Genomic DNA, 19895 nt, shown 5'->3' with positions numbered 1-19895 from the left:
CTACTTTCTTGGCGAGACAAGAAAGTAGGTCGCCTCCCCGCAGGGGAGGTGAAACTGCCTTTGACTTTCAGCCTTTGTCTTTGACGTTAAGCCGTTGCAGTTAAGCAGTTGACATTGAAGTTGCGCCCTCACCCGAAGACAATCGCAGAACCCACCGGCTACCCCAACACCCACATCATGCCCCCCCCAACCTTCGAATCCAAACTAGTCCCCCCCGACAACCCAACCGCGCTAGCAGAAAAACTAGCCACCCTCCCCCGCCCGCTAGTCTTCACTAACGGCGTCTTCGACATCCTCCACCGCGGCCACGCCACCTACCTGGCGCAAGCCAAGGCCCTGGGCGCCAGCCTGGTAGTCGGCGTCAACAGCGACGCGTCAGTGCGCATGCTCGGCAAGGGTGACGACCGTCCCCTGAACCACGAATCGGATCGCATGGCGCTGATCGCGGCGCTGGCCTCGGTAGATCTGGTCGTGATGTTCCGCGAGAAAACGCCGGTCGAGCTGATCCGGCTGGTGCGCCCGGACATCTATGTCAAGGGCGGCGACTACGACATCGATACGCTGGAAGAAACCCGCCTGGTGCGCAGCTGGGGCGGCCAGGCGCATGCCATCGCGTTCCTGCACGACCGCTCCACCACCAAGCTGCTGTCCAAGGTACGCCAGGGCAGCTGAGCGAAGCAGCAAGCGCTGACGCGCGGCTCAGGTGCAGGTCAGCAAGTCCTGCGCGCCATAGCGCTGGCGCATCTCGTCGAGCCGCGTGCGCAGTGCCGCGTCGGCGTTGCGCACGCGCAGCCACTGGCGCGTCAGCGGATGCGGCGTATCGGTCAGCACCGCGGTGCGCACGCCGTGCTCGCGCAGGTTGTCGAGGAAATGCTCGGCATGCTCGCGCTCCTGGAACAAGCCCAGTGACACCGTATAGGTTTCCGGCGAGCCGGCGCTGACCACCGATACATCGGTGATATTGCGCCGGCGCAACTCGCCGAGCTTGCGCTGCAGGTTCTCGCGCGAGGCCTGCGGCGGCAGGTGGACCCACCAGCGCGCCTGCTCCTGCCGCTCGAACTGTTCCACGCGCCAGGCGCCGGGCGGCGCGCCGGCCAGCTCATCGGCCACCTTGCGCACCAGCTCCCCGTTGAAACCACCGATCTCGACGCAAGCCATGGCTGGCGCGGCGGCTTGGGGAGTGGCTGCGGTTGTGGTTGTGGTTGTGGTTGCGGCTGCCGCAGTGGCGGGCTCGGATGCCGCCCGCTTGCCGCTTGCCTGTGGCATCTGTCGGAAGCGTTCGGCGCGCGCCTGCTGGGCAGCGCGTTCGGGCTCTCGCGCGCTTTCCAGCCAGCCGGCCAGCGGCTGTGGGCCGAACGCGCCCAGCACGGCAGCCAGCAGCAGCGCATTGACCAGGACCAGCAGGATGAAAAGGCTTCGTTGGAGCATTGGGGGCGATGCAGGGGTGGCGCGACGGGGTGAAGAGGCGATGCGGTGTGATGCTGTGTGATGCGGTTCAGCCCGCTGTGCCGACCGGGCTTTGCGAGGCCATCACATGCAGGCCGAGCAACACGAGATTATCGTGCATCTCGAACGGCATGGAGAGCGCGTTTGCCAGCACATGGCGAGCGCCGCCGGAGAGCAAGCAGCGCACCGGCCCGCGCTCGCACAGCGCGCGCCAGGTGCGCTCCACGGCACCGGCCTGGGCCGCCAGGCAGCCGGCGGCGATCGCGTCGCGGGTGTTGTCGGCCCAGGGCGTAGCCAGCCCGGCATCGCTCACGTCCAGGGACGGCAATTGCGCTGTGTTGCGCGCCAGCGCGCCCAGCATCAGGTCCAGGCCAGGCAGGATCAGGCCGCCTTCGAAACGGTCCTGCGCGCTCACCACGTCGAGCGTGGTGGCGGTGCCGGCGGTGACGATCAGCAAAGCGCCCTCGGGGCGGTAGCAGCGCGCGCCGATGCTGCCGATCCAGCGGTCGACGCCGAGCTGCGTGGGCTCGCGGTAGCCGTTGACGAGGCCGCCGAAGCGCGGGCCCGAGCGTACCCAGTTCACACCGATGCCGGGGCCGAACACGGTGTCGAGCGTGGCTTGCAGGCTGGCCGCGATGGCCGGGCCGGCCACGTTGCTGACCCACACCAGCGGCTGCGCGCCGGGCGCGCGCAGCGACGCCCATTGCGCCACCAGCGTGGCCAGTTCGCCGTGGGCCACCGCGCCGCCGTGCGGCCAGGGCGTGGGCAATGGCGTCTCGTGCAGCACGGCGCCGGACCAGGCCTCGTCGCACCAGGCCCATTTCAGGCGGGTGTTGCCGATATCGATCAGCAGTTGCGGAACTCGCGGCATACCGGCGCTGGTGCCGCTCATGCGCCTGCCCCTCTGTCCGCCGCTTTGTCCGCCAAACGCAGCGACACTTCGCCGCTGGCAATGCGCTCCAGGCCCGAGGGCGTTTCCAGCAGCAAGTGGCCGTCGCCGTCAACGCCGCGCGCCAGGCCTTCGGCCTGCACGCGGCCGTCGTGCAGCAGGCGCACCGGCTGGTCGCGATAGGCGTCGCGCGCGGACCAGCGGGGCGCCATCGGCGCAAAGCCCTGCGCCAGGAAATCCTCGCGCATCACCGCGAGCCGGTTCAGCACCGCAGCCAGCAGCACGGTGGGATCGCAGCCCGGCAGGAATTCGGTCACACCAGCCAGGCTGCGCCCGAGCGCGGCTTCCATCTGCGCATCGCGCACCAGGTTCAGGCCAATGCCGACCACGGCCCAGACCCGCTGTGGCCCCGCCGGCACCGACTCGATCAGGATGCCGGCCAGCTTGCGGCCGTCGATCTGCAGGTCGTTAGGCCATTTCAGGCCAACGGCGCCGCCGAGGCGCGCGTCGCAGTCGCCCAGCGCCTCGGCCAGCGCCAGCCCCACCGCCAGGCTCAGCCCGCTCAACTGCGAGGGCGCCAGCGGCAAGGGCAGCGCCACCGAAAACGTCAGCCCCGCCTGGCCTTGCCAGGGACGCCCCTGGCGGCCCCGCCCGGCGGTCTGCCGATAGGCCAGGCGCAGCGTGGCGGACTCGGTCCACGGCGCGCTGCGGCAGGCCAGCGTCAGGTCGGCGTTGGTGGAGCCGGTCTCGTCGACCACGCCGAGGGTCCAGCCGCGCGCGGGGCCGGTGAGCGCGGCGCGCAGGCGGTCGGGGTCGATGCGCCAGGCTTGCGCGGGAGCGGCGGCCGCAGGGGTCGGGTCTGGCGTGGGCAAGGATTTGTCAGCGGACATGCGTTTCGGCGATGGACAGCACAATGGGCACAAGCAGCTACGCATTGTAGCCGTGCGAATCCACGGCCGAGGCGCTGCGCACGCCCGCTGACGCTGCGGGTGGCATAGAATCGGGACTTGCCCATCACTTCTCCCCCTGCTTTGGAAAGCCCTACCACGCCAGCCATAGAAGTGACGCGCGCGGACGGAGCGCAAACCGTGCAACTGCGCGGCGACTGGACAGCGCTTGCGCTCTCCGATTGCCACCGCGCCCGCGCGCTGCGCAACGAGCTGCACTCGATCGCCGCGGACGCGCACTGGTCGCTGGCAAGCCTCGCCCGGCTCGATCACATCGGCGCACAGCTGATGTGGCAGGCCTGGGGCGGCAAGCTGCCCGAGAAGCTGGAAGCCAACGAGGCCCAGCGCCGCGTCTTTACCCGCATCGCCGGGCTGCGCCGCGAGAACTGGAAGAAACATATGGTGGACCGGTTCAATCCGGTGACCCTGTTCGGCGCCTCGATCCTGTCGATGTTCTCGCAGCTCGGCAATGGCGTGACCATGCTGGGCCAGCTGGCCTTCGACCTGCTGCGCCTGGCGCGCGCGCCGCAGCGCGGCCCCTGGCGCGAGATCTCGGCCAATATCTACAACGTCGGCTACAAGGCGCTCGGCATCACGGCGCTGGTCGGCTTTTTGATCGGCATCGTGTTGTCGTACCTGTCGGCCAACCAGCTGCGCACCTTTGGCGCGAGCATCTTTATCGTCAACATCCTCGGCATGGCGGTGATCCGCGAGCTGGGCCCGGTGCTGGCGGCCATCCTGATTGCCGGGCGCTCGGGCTCGGCCATCACCGCGCAGATCGGCGTGATGCGGGTCACCGAGGAGCTCGATGCGATGCGCGTGATGGGTATCTCGCACGGCTTCCGGCTGATCATGCCGCGCGTGATCGCGCTGGCCATCGCCATGCCGCTGCTGGTGGCGTGGACCGACGTGCTAGCGCTTACCGGCGGCATGCTGGCCGCGCACTTCCAGCTGGATATCAGCGCGGCCTTCTTCCTGCGCGCGCTGCCCGATGCGGTGCCGGTGGCCAACCTGTGGATGGGCCTGGGCAAAGGCGTGGTGTTCGGCATCCTGATCGCGCTCACCGCCTGCCATTTCGGCTTGCGCATCGAGCCCAACACGCGCAGCCTGGGCGAAGGCACCACCGCCTCGGTAGTGACCTCGATCACCGTTGTGATCGTGGCCGATGCCATCTTCGCCATCCTGTTCAAGGACATCGGCTTATGACTACCGCCACGACCGCCACCGCAACGCCGCCTTCGGGCACCGTGCAGCACGCCCCGCGCACCACCGTGATCGAGGTACGCGACCTGGTCAAGCGCTTTGGCGAGGCGGTTGTGCACGACCACCTCAACCTCGATGTGCATCGGGGCGAAGTGCTGTCCATCGTCGGCGGCTCGGGCAGCGGCAAGACCGTGCTGCTGCGCCAGATCGTGGGGCTGGAGCGGCCCACCTCCGGCACCATCCGTGTGTTCGGCGAGGACCTGACCAAGCTCGACGCGGCCCGGCTGCAAGCCCTGCGCAACCGCTGGGGCCTGCAGTTCCAGCGCGGCGCGCTGTTCTCCGCGCTGTCGGTGATCGACAACATCGCGCTGCCGCTGCGTGAACTTCGCACCCTGCCCGACGATCTCATCTGCGCGGCGTCGCTGCTCAAGCTGCAACTGGTGGGGCTGTCGGCCCGGGATGCGGACAAGATGCCGTCCGACCTGTCCGGCGGCATGATCAAGCGCGTGGCGCTCGCGCGTGCCCTGGCCCTGGAGCCGGAACTGGTGTTCCTGGACGAGCCCACCGCCGGGCTGGACCCGATGGCCTCGGACGACTACGTGGCACTGATCCGCGAACTGCGCCGCGAGCTGGGCCTGACCGTGGTGATGGTGACCCATGACCTCGACACCCTGGTGGCGCTGTCTGACCGCGTCGCGGTGCTGGCGGACCACAAGGTACTCGCCGCGCTGCCGATCCGGGAACTGGTGCATATTGACCACCCGTTCATCCACGAGTATTTCCTGGGCGAGCGCGGGCAGCGCGCCATGCAGGCGCTCCCGGCCTTGCCGGACGCGGCACGCGCGGCAACGCATGCGGCAACACCCGCAGGCCCGCAATCTGGAGAAGCATGATGGAAAACAAGTCACACGCCTTCCTGGCCGGCGTGTTCACGATTGGACTCGCCATCCTGGTGCTGTTCGCGATCTTCTGGTTCAGCAGCGACCACGCGGTGCGCGTGCCGTATGACCTGATCACCCGCTCCACCGTCAACGGGCTGGGGCCGCAGGCCGACGTCAAGTACCGCGGGCTGGACGTGGGCAAGGTGGTGTCGATCCGCTTCGATCCGACCGTGCCGGGCCAGATCATCGTGCGCATCAGCGTCAACCAGGACACCCCGATCACCCACACCACCTATGCCACGCTCGGCTTCCAGGGCGTGACCGGGATCGGCTACGTGCAGCTCGACGACACCACCGCGCAGGAAGGCGGCACGCCGTCGCCGCACCTGGCCACCTCCTCCAAGTCGGTGGCGCGCATCATCATGCGGGCCGGCTTCTTCGAGGAGCTGGAAAAGCGCGGCGACAGCTTGCTCACGCAACTGGAAACGATCATGGGTTCGCTCAACGACATGTTCCAGGCCGACAACCGGCGCGACCTGATGGAGGCGATCCGCTCGGTGCACAAGACCGCCGACGACTACTCGCAACTGGCCAGCTCGATCGCGCCAGCCGTGCGCCAGTTGCCGCAGGTGACCGAAAACCTCAACGCCACGCTGGCCTCCACGCGGCGGCTCACCCAGGAACTGGCCAGCCCCGACGGTACCGTGATGCGCACCGTCGACCGCGTCGGGCGCGACCTGCAGGGCGCCGCCGATTCCGTGCAGTCGGCCGCTGGCGGCGTCTCGCAAGACACGCTGCCGCAGATCAACGGGCTCGCGCGCGATGCGCGCCAGACCATGCGCAGCATCGACCGCGCCGCCAGCCAGTTCAACGACAGCCCGCGCAGCGTGCTGTTTGGCGGCCCTCCCACCGTGCCGGGCCCGGGCGAGCCCGGCTTCCAGGCCCCCTGACGCGGACCGCATGCTCTCATGCCGCGCACCTACGCACTCGCCGCACGCACACCACGCCTGGCCCGCCAGGCTGGCGCTGCGAATCCTTCGAGCAAACCAAGGCACATCATGATGCGCAATGCCCAAACCCGGCCGGACGGACGCGACACACCCGGCACCTTCGCCCTGCCGCGCCGGCTGGCCGCCGGCGTCGCGCTGGCCTGCCTGCTGCTGGGCGGTTGTGCCCTGACGCCTTCCGCGCCCACCATCACCTACGATCTGGGCCCGCCGGCAGGAGCCGCACCTGACGCCGCGCACCTGCCCAAGATGCGCGTGGCGCAGACCGATGGCCCTACCTGGCTGGACGGCAACTCGCTGTACTACCGGCTGCACTACGCCCAGGCGGAGCGCCTGCAGCCCTATGCCACGCAGCGCTGGGTGATGTCGCCGGTGCGCCTGTTTGACGACCGCCTGCGCGAAGCCGTGGCCTCGCGCGGCGCACTGACGTGGTTCGGCGACACGACCGCGCCGGCGCTCAAGATCGACATGCTGGAGTTCGAGCAGGTGTTCGACAGCGCCAGCGCCAGCCGCGGCGTGATCCGCGTGCGCGCCACGGTATTTCGCAGCGGGCTGATCGGGCAGAAGACCTTCGTGGTGGCGCAGCCCGCCGCCACGGCCGATGGCGCCGGCGGCGTCAAGGCGCTGGCCACCGGCAGCGATGCCGCCATTGCGGCGATCCTGGACTGGGTGGCAACGCTGCCGCTGCAGTAAGCGGGCCGCGCATGGCATCGGCTCCCGCGCCGCTCGTTCCCCCGCCACCGCCGCCGCGCCACTCGCCGCTGGCGCGGGTGGGGCTGTTGTGCTTCGCCCTGCTGGTGGTCTATGGCAGCCTGTACCCGTTCACGGGCTGGACCGACAACGGCATCTCTGCGCTGGCCTTCATCACCGCGCCCAAGCCCCGCTACCTGACCGGGTTCGATCTCATCACCAACGTGCTGGGCTACTGCCCGCTTGGCGCGCTGGTGGTGCTATCCCTGCACCCGCGCATCTCCGGCGTGCGCGCCGTGCTGCTGGCGCTGGTGGCGGGCACGCTGCTGTCGGGCACCATGGAAGCGCTGCAGACCTGGCTGCCCAACCGCGTCTCGTCCAATATCGACCTGATGACCAACGCGCTGGGCGCACTGCTGGGCGGTGCCGCGGTGGCGCCCTTCTCGGCCGCGCTGATCGATCGCGGCTCGCTGCGCCAGCTGCGCATGGCGTGGTTCGAGCCGCACGCCAGCTTTGCCATCATCCTGATCCTGCTGTGGCCGTTCGCGCAGATCTTCCCGCAGGATCACCTGTTCGGCATGGGCGCGATCGTGCGCGAGTGGCTGACCGACCCCGATTCCTGGCCCGTGCAGTGGCTGCAAGGCGTATTCCCGGGGCTGCCCGACCTGATCGAGAACATCAGCCTGCTGCGGCCGGACGACGTGCAAGGGCAGCAATTGCTGGAGTCACTCGTTACCGGATGCGGCTGGGTGGGCACCGGGCTGTTTGCCTCGATCGCCATGCGCAGGCAGGCGCCGATGCTGCGCATCCTGGCGGCCTTGCTGGCCAGCGCGCTGCTGCTCAAGGCGGTGGTGGCCGAGATGCAGTTCCCGGACGACAACGCCTTCAACTGGCTGTCCGAAGGCGGCCGCTTTGCCCTGTTGACGGGCTCGCTGGTACTGGTTTTGCTGCTGCGGCTGCCGCGCTGGCTGCGCGGCGCGCTGGCGCTCGCCACGCTGATGCTGCTGGTGATGCTGTCCAACCTGCTGCCCGCCAATCCATACTCCTGGATCTCGGAGCAGGGCTGGCGGCTAGGCCGTTTCATCCACTTCAACAGCCTGTCGCAATGGCTGGGGTGGATGTGGCCGTTCGTGGCGCTGTGCTACCTGATCTGGCGCTTCGAGCAATTCCAGCTGGATCGCCGCAGCCTGCGGCGTGCGCGCCGCAAGGCGAAGCGGCTGGCGGCGCGCGCAAGTGATGGCAGCGGCGATGGCAACAATCGGGAGGATGCCACGCCTCCGGGCGCCTGAGCGGCGCCTCAGTGCGTCTGGCCGCCCTGCTCGCGGATATCGCTGGTGGTGGCAAGCGCCGTGGTCACCGCGCAGCGGATGCCTTCGATCATCAACGCCAGCGACAGGCTGGGCTGCCCCGGATGGCGCGCCGCCTGCTCAGGCAAATAGGGAATATGGATGAAGCCGCCACGGATCCCGGCAGGCACGCCTTGCGTGGCAAGCAGGTGCATCAAGCCGTAGAACACGTGGTTGCAGACGAAGGTGCCCGCGGTCTGCGACACCGATGCGGGCACGCCTGCGGCGCGCATGTCGCGCACGATGGCCTTGATCGGCAGGCTGGAGAAATACGCCGCCGGGCCTTCTTCGGCGATACGCGTGTCGACGGGTTGCGCGCCCGCGTTGTCGGCGATGCGCGCATCGTCGACATTGATCGCCACGCGCTCCACCGACATCTCAGGGCGCCCGCCCGCCTGCCCCACCGCGATCACCAGCACGGGATTGATCGCGTCGAGCAGGTCGGCCAGCGCATCGTTGGCGGCGCCGAACACGCAGGGCAACTGGCGCGCGACAACGATCGCGGCGTCCAGGTCATCGGGCCCGTTGCCGATGCGCACGCCGTCAAGCGCGCGCACCGCTTCCCAGGAAGGATTGATGGGCTCGCTCTCGAACGGCTCGAAGCCGGTCAGCAGCACGGTACGCATGGCAGGGACTCCCGGCAAGAAGCCCGGTTGCCCGGGCCCCTGGCCAATCATTCGCGGCGGGGCCGCGTTCTTACATCAGGAAATACAGCAGCACGATATTGGCCACCAGGACCATCAGCGCGGTTGGCACCTGCGCCCGGATCACGGCGTTCTTGTCATCAAGCTCCAGCAGCGCGGCCGGCACGATGTTGAAGTTGGCCGCCATCGGCGTCATCAGCGTGCCGCAGTAGCCGGAGAACATGCCGATGGCCGCCATCACCGCCGGGTTGCCGTGGAACATGTTCACCAGGATGGGCACGCCGATGCCGCCGGTCATCACCGGGAAGGCGGCAAAGCCATTGCCCATGATCACGGTAAAGAGCGCCATGCCCACGCAATACACCACCACGGCCACGAGCTTGTAGTCCATGTTGATATAGGCCGTGGTCAGGTGCGCCACCGCCTTGCCCACGCCGGCATCGGCGAACACCAGGCCCAGCATGGCCAGCATCTGCGGCAGCACCAGCGCCCAGCCTAGCGACTCGGTCAGCCGGCGCGATTCGCGCACGCCCTGCACCACCGTGTCGCGGGTGAGCCAGCACGCCACGCCCAGCGCCACCAGGCAACCAATGCCAAGCGAGACGAAGGTGACGTTCTTGGGATCGAGCAGCGCCAGGCCGGCGACCTTCACGTCCTTGAACAGCAGCGTGCCGATCACGGTCACCAGGGGAATCAGCAGTGCCGGGATGAACAGCTTGTTGCCCAGGCGCTTGGCCGAGGCGCGGCGCTCGGCCTCCGGCAGCGTGCCGTGCTTGCCGTGGCCCACGCCACCAAAGCCCGCGATCAGCGCCATCACCACGGCGCCGATGCCGACGATGGCCGGCGGCAGCTTGTCGCCGATCAGGAAGACCAGCGCATACAGCGCCCAGAACAAACCCGTGCTGAGCCGGCGCGGATGGTCGCGGTCGGCGAAAGTCATCAACGCCGTGATGGCCAGCACCAGGCCGGCGAGCCAGTAGAGATAGTCGATGGAAATGATCATGGCTTACTCCCCGCTCTTGGCCGCCGAGGCAGCGCCAGCCGTTGCAGCGGACTTGCCGCCCACTTCGCGCTCCAGCCACATGTCCAGGCGCTTGAGGCGCACGGCGTGGATCAGGAAGGCGCAGATCGCGGTGGGGATGCCCCACACGGCGATATGCAGCGGTTCCACGTCGATGTTGGACGACAGCAAGAAGGTGTGCATCAGCGCGATGGCGCCGAAGGCCACAAAGATGTCTTCGCCAAAGAACAGGCCGACGTTATCGGTGGCCGCGCAGAAGGCCAGCACGCGCTGGCGGATCGGCTCGGGCAGCTTGCCGAAGCGGGTCTCGGCCGCGCCTTCGGCCATCGGGGCCAGCAGCGGGCGCACCATCTGCGGATGGCCGCCGAGGCTGGTCAGGCCCACCGCGGCGGTAAGCTCGCGCACGCCGAGGTAGACGATCAGCAGGCGTCCCACGGTGGCCGACGCGATGCGCGAGATCCACGCCTGCGCGTGCTCGCGCAGCCCGTGGCGCTCGAGCAGGCCGATCACCGCCAGCGGCAGCAGGATGATGAGCGGCAGGTTGCGCGTCTTGACGAAGGCGGTGCCGATCGCCGTGAAGATCTGCATGACCGGCATGGTTGCCGCCAGCCCGGTAGCGATGGCGGCAAGCGCCACCACCATCATGGGGTTGAAGCGCAGCACGAAGCCAAGGATGATGATACCGACCCCGACTAGGGGCCAGAGGTTGACTGCCTGTTCCATGAGAGACACCAATAGAGTGTGATGGAGGCGAGTGCCCTCGCGTCGCGTCATGCTGCTCGACACCCGCGCGGGGCACAGTGAAAACCGGAAGCCTGGGGGCGCGTCCGTTAGGTGTGGCGTGCCCCTCAGACTCCGGCGCGGATTGCGATGCCTTCGGCGCCGAGCCGCTCGCGGATGCGGCGCGCAAAGGCAAGCGCGTGTGCGCCGTCGCCGTGCAGACACACGGTTTCGGCGCGAATCGATACATAGGTGCCGTCGATGGCGCGCACGCGCTGCTCGCGCACCATGTCCAGCGTCTGGCCCAGTGCCACGTTCTCGTCCTCATGCAGCGCGCCGGGCGTGCCGCGCTTGACCAGCGAGCCGTCGGGGTTGTAGCCGCGGTCGGCGAAGACTTCTTCCTTGACCTTCAGGCCGGCTTCGCGCGCCACCTTCACCATGACGCTGCCGGCCAGGCCGAAGAAGACCAGGTCGGAGTCGAAGTCGCGCACCGCGCGCACGATGGCGTCGGCCAGCTTGGGATCCTTGGCTGCCTGGTTGTAGAGCGCGCCGTGCGCCTTCACGTGGGCCAGTTGGCCGCCTTGGGCGCGCACCAGCGCGGCCAGGGCGCCGATCTGGTAGAGCGTGTTCGCGTACACCACCTCGGGATCGAGCTGCATCTCGGTGCGGCCGAAGTTCTCGCGGTCGGGATAGCTCGGATGCGCGCCGATGGCGACGCCCTGCTCCAGGGCCCACTTCACGGTCTGCAGCATGGTGGCGGCGTCACCGGCGTGCCAGCCGCAGGCCACGTTGGCCGAGCTGATCAGCCCCAGCAATTCGCGGTCGTTGCCGCAGCCTTCGCCGAGGTCGGCGTTCAGGTCGATATGCATTGCGTTGCTCCTCACCGGTCTTGCGGCTTGTGTTGAGGTTTTGGGGTTGCTGTCGTTTCTGTCGTTCGGTCGTTCTGAGGTTCCGTCGTTGCGCGTTTGGCGGCTCAGGCCACGGCAGCGCGGGTACGCGTGCGCCGCCGCGAGGCGATCGCCATGCCGTCACCCTGCCACTGCAGCGCCTGGTCCAGTTGCTGCAGGTACCGGTCCAGCTCGGCCTGCGCCGCGGCGGCCTCATCCAGCGTGACGCGCACGAAGCGCACCGGCGCACCCAGCGGCACCTGCGCCAGCCGCCACAGGTCGGCGCCGATCACCACGCCGATCTTGGGATAACCGCCGGTGGTCTGCGCGTCGGCCATCAGCACGATGGGCTGGCCAGCCGGCGGCACCTGGACCACGCCCGGCAGCACGCCATGCGAGAGCAGCTCGGCCGCGCGCTCGGGCTGGCGCGCCAGGGCCGGGCCTTGCAGGCGCAGGCCCATGCGGTTGCTGTTGGGGGTGACGATCCAGTCGGACTGCCACAGCGCTTCGCGCGCGGCGGCGTCGAAATCCTCGTACTCGATGCCGGTCAACATGCGGATCGGCATCGCGTCGCCGAGCTTCTTCACCGGCAGCGCCCAGGATGGCGCCTGCACGCCCAGCCAGTCGCTGTCCTCGGCTACGCCGGGCCGGCCCGCATCCAGGCGGTCGCCTTCATGCAGGGCGCGGCCACCCAGGCCGCCAAAGCCGGCCTTGAGGTCGGTGCTGCGCGAGCCCATCACCGGCGCGACAGCGATGCCGCCCGCCACGCACAGATAGGTACGGGTGCCGCCCTGCGCCGCCGACAGCGTCAGCGTTTCGCCGCGGCGCACGTCGAAGGCATGCCACGACCAGACCGGCACACCGTCCAGGTTGGCCCGGCATTCGGCGCCGGTCAGCGCCACGCGCATGTCGGCATGGAAACGCACGGCGGCGCGGCCCAGCGTGAATTCGATGGCGGCGTCGCCCGCCGGATTGCCCAGCAGGCGGTTGCCGATGGTGAGCGCGACGGCATCGAGCGCGCCTGCGGTGCCCACGCCAAAGCGGCGAAAGCCGGGACGGCCAAGGTCCTGGACCGAGGCCAGCGCGCCGGGTCGGGTGATTTCGATCATGGCAGCAGCGCCTCGACGACAAAGCGCACGGTATCCCCGGGCGCGAACAGGGAAGGCGGATCGCGGTCTGCCAGGAAGAGTTGGCTGGTGGTTTGCCCGATCAATTGCCAGCCGCCGGGGGCGGCTGCCGGGTAGATGCCGGTCTGCTCGCCGCCGATGCCGACCGTGCCCGCGGGCACGGACAAACGCGGCTCGCGCCGGCGCGGCGTGGCCAGCGCCGGGTCCAGGCCGCCCATATAGGCAAAGCCGGGCTGGAAGCCGAGGAAGTAGACGACGTACTCGCCCGCGCTGTGGCGGCGTACCACTTCCTGCACCGTAAGGCCCGTATGCGCCGCGACTTCAGCCAGGTCGGGGCCATGCTCGCCGCCGTAGCGCACCGGGATCTCGACCAGCTTGCCGGTGGCGGCACGCGCTTCACCGGAAGCCCAGGCGAGCTTCAGGTTGCGTTCCAGCGCTTCGGGATCGGCTTCGCGGTCGAACACCACGGTGAGATTGTTCATGCCCGGCACCGCATCGACCACGCCGCGCCACTCGGCCGCGCGCTGGGCCATGGCCCAGATACGTCGCTGTACATCGAGCGAGGCCGGCGGGGACACGCTGCACAGCAGTGCTTGCTCGGCCAGGCGGTGAACGGAACATCGGGTCATGGGCGGCACCAGCGGGGGGACCTGTCTTGCAGTGTAGGCGGGCGCGCTGTACTAGTCAGGCGCGGTGCCGGCTGCGACGGGTCCGAGAGTGAGATCGCTATTTCATCGATGATTTATCGATAAATTCATAATAACCAAACAAGAAGATGCTGTGGCTAGGTGTTGACCCTAGGCACGAGGTGCTACGTCTTCATGCGGGATAGCGTTGGCGCACCGCCTCGGTGCGGGTGCCGGACGCGGCGATTGGATCCGGTGCAGGAGCGCCCGGTGCGGCGCTTGCGTCGTATCGGCCCTGCTCGATATGGGTGCGCGCGGACACACCGGGCCAGACTTGCCGGAGAGGAGAGATTTCAGGAAAACTTGGCTGGCCGTGGCGCGAATGCAACGCCAGGAGGGCCCGCAACGGGGTGCCGCGGGCGAAAAAACGGCCGGGTGGATACCGGCCGATCGAACTGCTCACAACGTTGACCCCGCGCTGGGTGGTCTCCCCTCTCCCGCTTGCGGGAGAGGGGGCGGGGGAGAGGGCGGGCGCTCGTTATACCGTCGTGCTGGACAAAACCGAGGGCTCCGCTTCAAGTGGCTCCTAGCTAAGCCACCCCTCTCCCCAGCCCTCTCCCCCTGAGGGGAGAGGGAGCGACAGCCGTCGTCATGGCGCGGGGTTTTGGCCCGTTCGGCCTCAGGCGAACCCGGCCTTATGCGCCTGCTCGTCCGCGTGGTAGGAGCTGCGCACCATGGCGCCCACGGCGGCATGGGTGAAGCCCATCTTGTAGGCCTCGGCCTCGAACATCTTGAAGGTGTCCGGATGCACGTAGCGCATCACCGGCAGGTGGTGGCCCGACGGCGCCAGGTACTGGCCGATGGTCAGCATGTCGATGTCGTGGGCGCGCATGTCGCGCATGACTTCGAGGATTTCCTCGTCGGTCTCGCCCAGGCCCACCATCAAGCCGGACTTGGTGGCCACGGCCGGATTGCGGCGCTTGAACTCTTGCAGAAGCTTGAGCGAGTGCGCGTAGTCGGCGCCCGGGCGGGCCTGCTTGTACAGACGGGGCACGGTTTCCATGTTGTGGTTCATCACGTCCGGCGGGCCGGCTTGCAGGATGTCCAGCGCCTTGTCCAGACGGCCGCGGAAGTCCGGCACCAGCACTTCGATGCGGGTGGCCGGCGACAGCTCGCGGGTCAGCGTGATGCAATCGACAAAGTGCTGGGCGCCGCCGTCGCGCAGGTCGTCGCGGTCAACGCTGGTGATCACCACATAGTTCAGCTTGAGCTGGGCGATGGTGCGGGCCAGGTTGCCCGGCTCGTTGGCATCCAGCGGATCGGGACGGCCGTGGCCCACGTCGCAGAACGGGCAGCGGCGGGTGCACTTGTCGCCCATGATCATGAACGTGGCGGTGCCCTTGCCGAAGCACTCGCCGATGTTCGGGCAGCTGGCTTCCTCACATACCGTCACCAGGTTGTTGGCGCGCAGGATGTCCTTGATCTCATAGAAGCGCGAGCTGCCCGTGGCCGCCTTGACGCGGATCCACTCGGGCTTCTTGAGCTTCTCGGCCGGCACGATCTTGATGGGGATGCGCGCGGTCTTGTCCGCCGACTTCTGCTTGCGGGTCGGGTCGTACTGCTCCGCCTGGGGTTGCGGGGCTTCGCTGGAAGTGGCGATCAGGGCGTCGCTCATAGAGTTCTCCGCACGCGCGGTGCGTGCATATTCGGCTGGATGACTAAGTGGCCAGGGCCGCGGCGGTATTCCGTTGGGCCGCCAGGGCGCGCTCTTGCGCCTCTGCCAGCACTTCACACAGCGCCGCCGCAAGGCGCCGCGCGATATCGGCTTGTTGTGCCGCGGTCACGGGCAAGCGGGACGCACCCGCCGCATCGGCCACCGCGAAGGTGGCGCCCGCCGTTGCCATGTCGACCGTTTCCAGGCCGGCATAGCCGCAGGGGTTGATGCGCAGGAAGGGCGCGAGGTCCATCTGCACGTTGAGGCTGACGCCGTGATAGCTGCAGCCATTGCGGATCTTGAGTCCGAGCGCGGCGATCTTGGCGCCCTGGTGCTGGCCTTCGGAAAGGTAGATACCAGGCGCGCCGGGCTTGCGTTCGGCTGCGAGATTATACGCCGCGAGCGTATCCAGCACGGCCTGCTCGATCGCATGGACGAGTTCGCGCACCATCAGGTGGCGGCGGCGCAGGTCGAGCAACAGATAGGCCACGACCTGGCCAGGACCGTGATAAGTGACCTGACCGCCACGATCGATCCGCACGATGGGGATCGCATCGTCAGGGGCCAGAACATGCGCAGGATCTCCCGCCTGGCCGAGGGTATAGACCGGGGGATGCTCGACCAGCCAGATCTGGTCGGGAGTGTCGGGGGTGCGTGCGGCGGTAAAGGCGCGCATCGCGTCGAAACAGGGTTCGTACTCTTGCCGGCCCTGCTCGATGACTTGTATCGATTGCATCCCGGCAGTTTAGCGAAAAGGGGCGGATCTCACAGGAGGCCGCCCCTTTTCTGGTGTGTCTTTCGGTGTGTCTTTATGACGTTGGCGCTGCGTCCTTGCTTGCCGGCCTGGAATGGATCAGCCGCAGATGGCCACGCACGCGGCCATCTGCATCGGTATCCGCTGGCTCAGGAGGCCGTGACCTGGTCCTGGTTAGGCGTCCACTCGGTGCCTCGAACCAAACGCCGCGCCATGCGCGCCACCAGGTGCGACACATTGGTTGCCGGCCGGCGGGCTTCAGCGATCAGGGCCAGCCGTACCGGCTCTGCCGCGCGCGGGTCCACGCTCAGCGTGATTTCGTCGCCGCTGTTAAGCAGCAGGCTACCGCCGCAACGCAGCCAGTAGTCTTCCGAATCGCCTTCGCGGGTGACCCAGACGTCGGTCCCCGTGGCCTCTTCCACACGCAGGCGCTGGCCGGCGTGGATGGAAAGGGAGGTAACTTCGCCCGGGCTCAGGGTGAACAGGGTCGTTGTGAGCAATGTTTTCATGTTGGGCATCCTTCGCTGACATCGTCGGCTGCCTCGCCCGCTTGCCCGGAATGGGCGGCCGCCGATCAGCTCAGCCCTGGCAGGCTTATGCTTGGTCTTGCCTGGTACTGGATCGGCACCGGTGCGGGTAGCGCCCCGATGCATTGCATTCTAGTGATTGCCGGTCCTCTTCCAAAACGATATATTTTCCTTGTTCTTGTTAGGTACACTCACATAAGACGAGGTGGATGATGGCGCTGAAGGGAGCATGGGAGAGAGATTTGCCACGTGGCTGGCATCGCGAGCTGCCGCGCCTGCCGGGGCTGACCGCGCTGCGCGCGTTCGAGGCAGCCGCCCGCCACGAGAGCTTTTCGCGCGCGGCCACCGAACTGTTCGTCACCCACGGCGCGGTCAGCCACCAGATCCGCGCGCTGGAGGAAGAGCTGGGGCAGGCCCTGTTCGAGCGCAACGGCAAGCGTGTGACCCTGACACCCGGCGGCCGGGCCTACGCCGGGCGCGTGCGCGAAGCCCTGCTGGAGATCGCCGATGCCACCCGTGCGCTGCAGGCCGGGAACCGCGACAAGCGCCTCACCATCAGCACCATGCCGTCGTTTGCCGCGCGCTGGCTCACGCCGCGCATCGGCAGCTTTATCGAGCAGCACCCCGAGCTGGACGTGGAGCTGCTGTCGTCCAACACGCTGGTGGATTTCGGGCGCGAGGAAGTCGACATCGCGTTGCGCATGGGCAGCGGCGACTATCCCGGCCTGTATGTGGAGAAGCTGCTGGACGACGTGTTCTTCCCGGTCTGCAGCCCGGCCTTCAACGGCGGCAAGCTGCCGGCACGGCCGCAGGACATGGAAGGCATGTCGCTGCTGCGCGGCGAGGGCGATCCGTGGAAGCCGTGGTTCGAAGCCGCCGGCCTGGACTGGCCGGAGCCGCGCAAGGGCCTGCTGCTGGAGGACTCCTCGCTGCTGCTGCAGGCAGCCGCCGCGGGCCAAGGCATTGCGCTGATCCGCTCGTCGCTGGCCTATAACGACCTGCTGTCGGGGCGCGTGGTGCGGCTCTTCGATGTGAGCATTACCTGCCCGTGGCTGCTCTACTTCGTCTGCTCGGCAGGCATGCTGGAAGCGCCCAAGGTAAAGGCCTTCCGCGCCTGGCTGCTGCCGGAGATGGAAGCCTTCCGGGGCATCCTGGCGCAGTGGGAGGGCTAGTCGCCCTTGCCGGCTTCTGCGTCTTTTGCGACTTCGGCGTCCTTGCCCTCATCCGCGGCCTTCGGCGCGGCCACCGGGGCAACTACCGGAGCAACCACTGGCGCCGGCCCTGAGTGCGCCCTGCCCGCGCGCGGGTGCGCCTTGTCGTAGACCTTGGCCAGGTGCTGGAAATCCAGCGCGGTATAGATCTGGGTGGTGGCCACGCTGGCGTGCCCGAGCATTTCCTGCACCGCGCGCAGGTCGCCAGAGGATTGCAATACGTGGGTGGCGAAGGAGTGCCGCAGCATGTGCGGATGCACGTCGGTCGGCACGCCGGCCCGGATCGCCTGCTGCTTGATGCGCAACTGCACCGTACGTGCGGGCAAGCGCCGCCCGCGCACGCTCAGGAACAGCGCATGCGCATCATCGGGCAGCGCGCCGGGGCGCAGCAGCTCCGGGCGCACCGCCAGCCACGCGCGCAGCGCTTCCATGGCCTTGCTGCCGACAGGCACGGTACGCCGTCGCGAGCCCTTGCCGATCACCGTGACCTCAGCGCCGTCCATGTCGATCCAGCCGGCGGAGCGGTATTCCCCATCCTCGGCATAGCGCGCGTCCAGCTGCACCAGCTCCGACACGCGCAGGCCGCTGGAATAGAACAACTCGTAGACAGCTTGGTCGCGCCGACCCTCGGCGCCGTCGCCCGCGTTGTGCGAGACCAGCGCCACCGCGTGCTCCACCGACAAGGCCTTGGGCAGCCGGTGCCCGGATTTTGGCGCGCGCACGCCGTCCACCGGGTTGGCCTGCACGCCCAGGCCATGGCGCGCGGCCCACAAAAAAAAGCCACGCCACGCCGACAGCGTGCGGGCAATGCTGGTGCCGGCCAGGCCGCCGCCGTGCATGCGCGCGGCAAAGGCGCGGATATGGTGGGTCTGCAGCGACAACAGCGCAATGCCCGGCGCATGGCGTGCGGCGTGCGCTTGCAGCACAGACAGGTCGCGGGCGTAGTTGGTCAGTGTGTGGACAGCCAGCTTGCGGCTGCTGGCGAGCCACTCCAGATAGCGCAGCACGACCGGATCGGGCGGCGGCTTGTCGAGTGGCGCCTCGGCGGCCTCCTTGCGCGCGGCCGGCTTCTTCGCCGCGGGCGAAGCGGCCTTGCGCGCGCGGCTCGGCTCCATCAGTCGCGCAGGCGGTTCAGCGCGGCACCAGCCACTTCGCCGATCTGCGCCAGATAGGCCGTGCCCATGCCCTCGTGGAAGCGCCGCGGCTCGGGCGAGCCCAGCACCAGCAAGCCAAAGGCCGCGCCGAGCGTCCCGGCGTCGCGCGTGGGCACGCGCAGCGTCACCATGGCCAGCGAGGCGATATCGTCGCGCTCCAGCCACGCCGCGGCCTCGAAGCCACTGTTGGCGCCGCAATACGGCGCGCGCAGGCCCTCGGCAAACAGGCGGACGTCTTCGCTCGCGCCCTGCGCCACTTCCATGTGCGCGTAGCTCTGCGCCACATTCCACAGCTTGAGGGCCACGCCGGGCACGTCGAACACTTGCTGCAGGCCGTCCTGCACCGCATACGGCAGCGCGTGCGAGTCCGCCTCGGCCAGCAAGCGCAACTGCCAGGCGTGCATGCGCTGCTGGGTGCGGTCGTTGTCATGGCCGTGGCGAACCAGGTCCGCCAGCTTCAGCTCCAGGCCTTTGTTTTTCTCGCGCAGGATTTCCATCTGGCGCTCCTGCAGCGACACCGCGCGGTGGCTGTGCGGGCTGGTGAGTTGCACCGCGGCCAGCAGTTCGGCGTTGTCTTCGAAGAACTGGGGATTGGTCTGCAGGTAGGAGGCAACTTCTTGGGCGTTCATTGGCTTCAACCGGATTGTTTGGGGGGCAGTGTAGCAAATGGTTAGGGGGAAATTTTGGGGGAGTGGTCGGCGTTGGTTTTTGGGCGCAAGGGCTCGGATGTGTGGGCTCGTTGGTTCGTCTCTATCGGCGTTGGCCTTTGCACCCAACAGCCATACGACATCCCCCTGCGGGGGCTGCCGGTCACTCTTCTTTGCGTCGGCAAAGAAGACTAACGAGAAGAAAGCCGACCCTGCCGGGCGCAGAGCAATAAGGCTCATGGGCCTCGGTGGTTGCGTCGTACTGCCCGGAGTGCCGGCGGGCTTCTGCCGGTACCGGCTTGACTGGCCACGATCCTGCCAGCTTCCGGGATGCGTGGTGAGGCCCCCGGTAGCAGGCACCACTTGCTTCAAGCCGTCTGTCGCTCGCGGCGTGGCCGGCCACGAAGTTGCAGGCGCACCGGTTCCGTCGTGGGCGCGGTGGCACCGGATTGAT

At 68.1% G+C, this 19895-nt stretch carries 21 protein-coding genes; 7 read left to right on the top strand and 14 right to left on the bottom strand.

What is annotated here, in order from left to right; genetic code table 11:
* The first annotated feature begins 177 nt into the window (after positions 1 to 177).
* The gene (gene rfaE2 / locus AC1Q7Q_RS34500) at positions 178 to 672 is read left to right on the top strand and encodes a D-glycero-beta-D-manno-heptose 1-phosphate adenylyltransferase (RefSeq protein WP_150992681.1); all 495 of its coding nucleotides are present in this window, start codon (positions 178 to 180) and stop codon (positions 670 to 672) included.
* A 27-nt stretch (positions 673 to 699) separates the two neighbouring features.
* On the opposite strand, the gene AC1Q7Q_RS34495 is transcribed toward rfaE2, so the two are convergent.
* From AC1Q7Q_RS34495 to AC1Q7Q_RS34485, 3 genes are all read right to left on the bottom strand, one after another.
* Positions 700 to 1428, bottom strand: coding sequence for an SPOR domain-containing protein (locus tag AC1Q7Q_RS34495; RefSeq protein ID WP_492376535.1), 729 nt, complete (start codon positions 1426 to 1428; stop codon positions 700 to 702).
* 67 nt (positions 1429 to 1495) lie between these two features.
* Entirely contained in the window at positions 1496 to 2338 is an 843-nt protein-coding gene (locus tag AC1Q7Q_RS34490) for a type III pantothenate kinase (RefSeq protein WP_492376536.1), read from the bottom strand.
* Positions 2335 to 3225, bottom strand: coding sequence for a biotin--[acetyl-CoA-carboxylase] ligase (locus AC1Q7Q_RS34485; protein ID WP_492376537.1), 891 nt, complete (start codon positions 3223 to 3225; stop codon positions 2335 to 2337). Before AC1Q7Q_RS34485 ends, AC1Q7Q_RS34490 begins: the two co-directional genes overlap by 4 nt.
* 141 nt (positions 3226 to 3366) lie before the next feature.
* Here AC1Q7Q_RS34485 and AC1Q7Q_RS34480 point away from each other — a divergent pair, with 141 nt between their 5' ends.
* The 5 genes from AC1Q7Q_RS34480 (at position 3367) to AC1Q7Q_RS34460 (ending at position 8352) form a co-directional block, all read left to right on the top strand.
* Entirely contained in the window at positions 3367 to 4488 is a 1122-nt protein-coding gene (locus tag AC1Q7Q_RS34480; RefSeq protein WP_492376547.1) for an MlaE family ABC transporter permease, read from the top strand.
* The gene (locus AC1Q7Q_RS34475) at positions 4485 to 5378 is read left to right on the top strand and encodes an ABC transporter ATP-binding protein (protein WP_492376538.1); all 894 of its coding nucleotides are present in this window, start codon (positions 4485 to 4487) and stop codon (positions 5376 to 5378) included. The genes AC1Q7Q_RS34480 and AC1Q7Q_RS34475 overlap by 4 nt, the downstream gene beginning before the upstream one ends.
* Positions 5375 to 6316, top strand: coding sequence for an MlaD family protein (locus tag AC1Q7Q_RS34470; protein WP_492376539.1), 942 nt, complete (start codon positions 5375 to 5377; stop codon positions 6314 to 6316). Before AC1Q7Q_RS34475 ends, AC1Q7Q_RS34470 begins: the two co-directional genes overlap by 4 nt.
* Before the next feature lie 111 nt (positions 6317 to 6427).
* The gene (locus AC1Q7Q_RS34465) at positions 6428 to 7066 is read left to right on the top strand and encodes an ABC-type transport auxiliary lipoprotein family protein (protein ID WP_492376548.1); all 639 of its coding nucleotides are present in this window, start codon (positions 6428 to 6430) and stop codon (positions 7064 to 7066) included.
* A gap of 11 nt (positions 7067 to 7077) precedes the next feature.
* A complete protein-coding gene (locus tag AC1Q7Q_RS34460; protein ID WP_492376540.1) occupies positions 7078 to 8352 on the top strand; it encodes a VanZ family protein in 1275 nt (424 codons plus the stop codon).
* An 8-nt stretch (positions 8353 to 8360) separates the two neighbouring features.
* On the opposite strand, the gene pcp is transcribed toward AC1Q7Q_RS34460, so the two are convergent.
* The 9 genes from pcp to AC1Q7Q_RS34415 form a co-directional block, all read right to left on the bottom strand.
* On the bottom strand, positions 8361 to 9035 hold the full coding sequence (gene pcp / locus AC1Q7Q_RS34455) for a pyroglutamyl-peptidase I (RefSeq protein ID WP_492376541.1): 675 nt from the start codon (positions 9033 to 9035) through the stop codon (positions 8361 to 8363).
* Between the two features lie 70 nt (positions 9036 to 9105).
* Positions 9106 to 10056, bottom strand: coding sequence for a DUF979 domain-containing protein (locus tag AC1Q7Q_RS34450; protein WP_492376542.1), 951 nt, complete (start codon positions 10054 to 10056; stop codon positions 9106 to 9108).
* Between the two features lie 3 nt (positions 10057 to 10059).
* Positions 10060 to 10797, bottom strand: coding sequence for a DUF969 domain-containing protein (locus tag AC1Q7Q_RS34445; RefSeq protein ID WP_150992661.1), 738 nt, complete (start codon positions 10795 to 10797; stop codon positions 10060 to 10062).
* A 125-nt stretch (positions 10798 to 10922) separates the two neighbouring features.
* Positions 10923 to 11663 (bottom strand): 5-oxoprolinase subunit PxpA, encoded by a 741-nt coding sequence (gene pxpA, locus AC1Q7Q_RS34440; protein WP_492376543.1) that lies wholly within the window; start codon positions 11661 to 11663, stop codon positions 10923 to 10925.
* 104 nt (positions 11664 to 11767) lie between these two features.
* Entirely contained in the window at positions 11768 to 12790 is a 1023-nt protein-coding gene (locus tag AC1Q7Q_RS34435) for a 5-oxoprolinase subunit C family protein (protein WP_492376544.1), read from the bottom strand.
* Positions 12787 to 13437: a 5-oxoprolinase subunit PxpB gene (gene pxpB, locus AC1Q7Q_RS34430; RefSeq protein WP_492376545.1), complete on the bottom strand. Its 651-nt coding sequence runs from the start codon at positions 13435 to 13437 to the stop codon at positions 12787 to 12789. Before pxpB ends, AC1Q7Q_RS34435 begins: the two co-directional genes overlap by 4 nt.
* A gap of 676 nt (positions 13438 to 14113) precedes the next feature.
* Positions 14114 to 15109 carry a lipoyl synthase gene (gene lipA / locus AC1Q7Q_RS34425; protein WP_492376790.1) on the bottom strand — a complete coding sequence of 332 codons (996 nt, stop codon included), beginning with the start codon at positions 15107 to 15109 and terminating at the stop codon, positions 14114 to 14116.
* Positions 15110 to 15152: 43 nt separating this feature from the next.
* Positions 15153 to 15884: a lipoyl(octanoyl) transferase LipB gene (gene lipB, locus AC1Q7Q_RS34420; protein WP_416050167.1), complete on the bottom strand. Its 732-nt coding sequence runs from the start codon at positions 15882 to 15884 to the stop codon at positions 15153 to 15155.
* Between the two features lie 167 nt (positions 15885 to 16051).
* Positions 16052 to 16411, bottom strand: coding sequence for a DUF2917 domain-containing protein (locus tag AC1Q7Q_RS34415; protein WP_492376791.1), 360 nt, complete (start codon positions 16409 to 16411; stop codon positions 16052 to 16054).
* A gap of 230 nt (positions 16412 to 16641) precedes the next feature.
* On the opposite strand from AC1Q7Q_RS34415, the gene AC1Q7Q_RS34410 reads away from it, so the two are divergent.
* Positions 16642 to 17601 (top strand): transcriptional regulator GcvA, encoded by a 960-nt coding sequence (locus AC1Q7Q_RS34410; protein WP_492376794.1) that lies wholly within the window; start codon positions 16642 to 16644, stop codon positions 17599 to 17601.
* Here the strand turns inward: AC1Q7Q_RS34410 and AC1Q7Q_RS34405 are convergent.
* Positions 17598 to 18755: a tyrosine recombinase XerC gene (locus AC1Q7Q_RS34405; protein WP_492376792.1), complete on the bottom strand. Its 1158-nt coding sequence runs from the start codon at positions 18753 to 18755 to the stop codon at positions 17598 to 17600. The two genes, AC1Q7Q_RS34410 and AC1Q7Q_RS34405, sit on opposite strands and share 4 nt — an antisense overlap.
* Complete coding sequence (locus tag AC1Q7Q_RS34400; protein ID WP_492376793.1) at positions 18755 to 19423, bottom strand: DUF484 family protein; 669 nt, start codon at positions 19421 to 19423, stop codon at positions 18755 to 18757. The genes AC1Q7Q_RS34405 and AC1Q7Q_RS34400 overlap by 1 nt, the downstream gene beginning before the upstream one ends.
* Positions 19424 to 19895 lie beyond the last annotated feature (472 nt).

Source organism: Cupriavidus sp. GW823-FHT07A04 (assembly GCF_058794615.1).
This window is presented reverse-complemented; position numbering and strand designations above follow the sequence as displayed.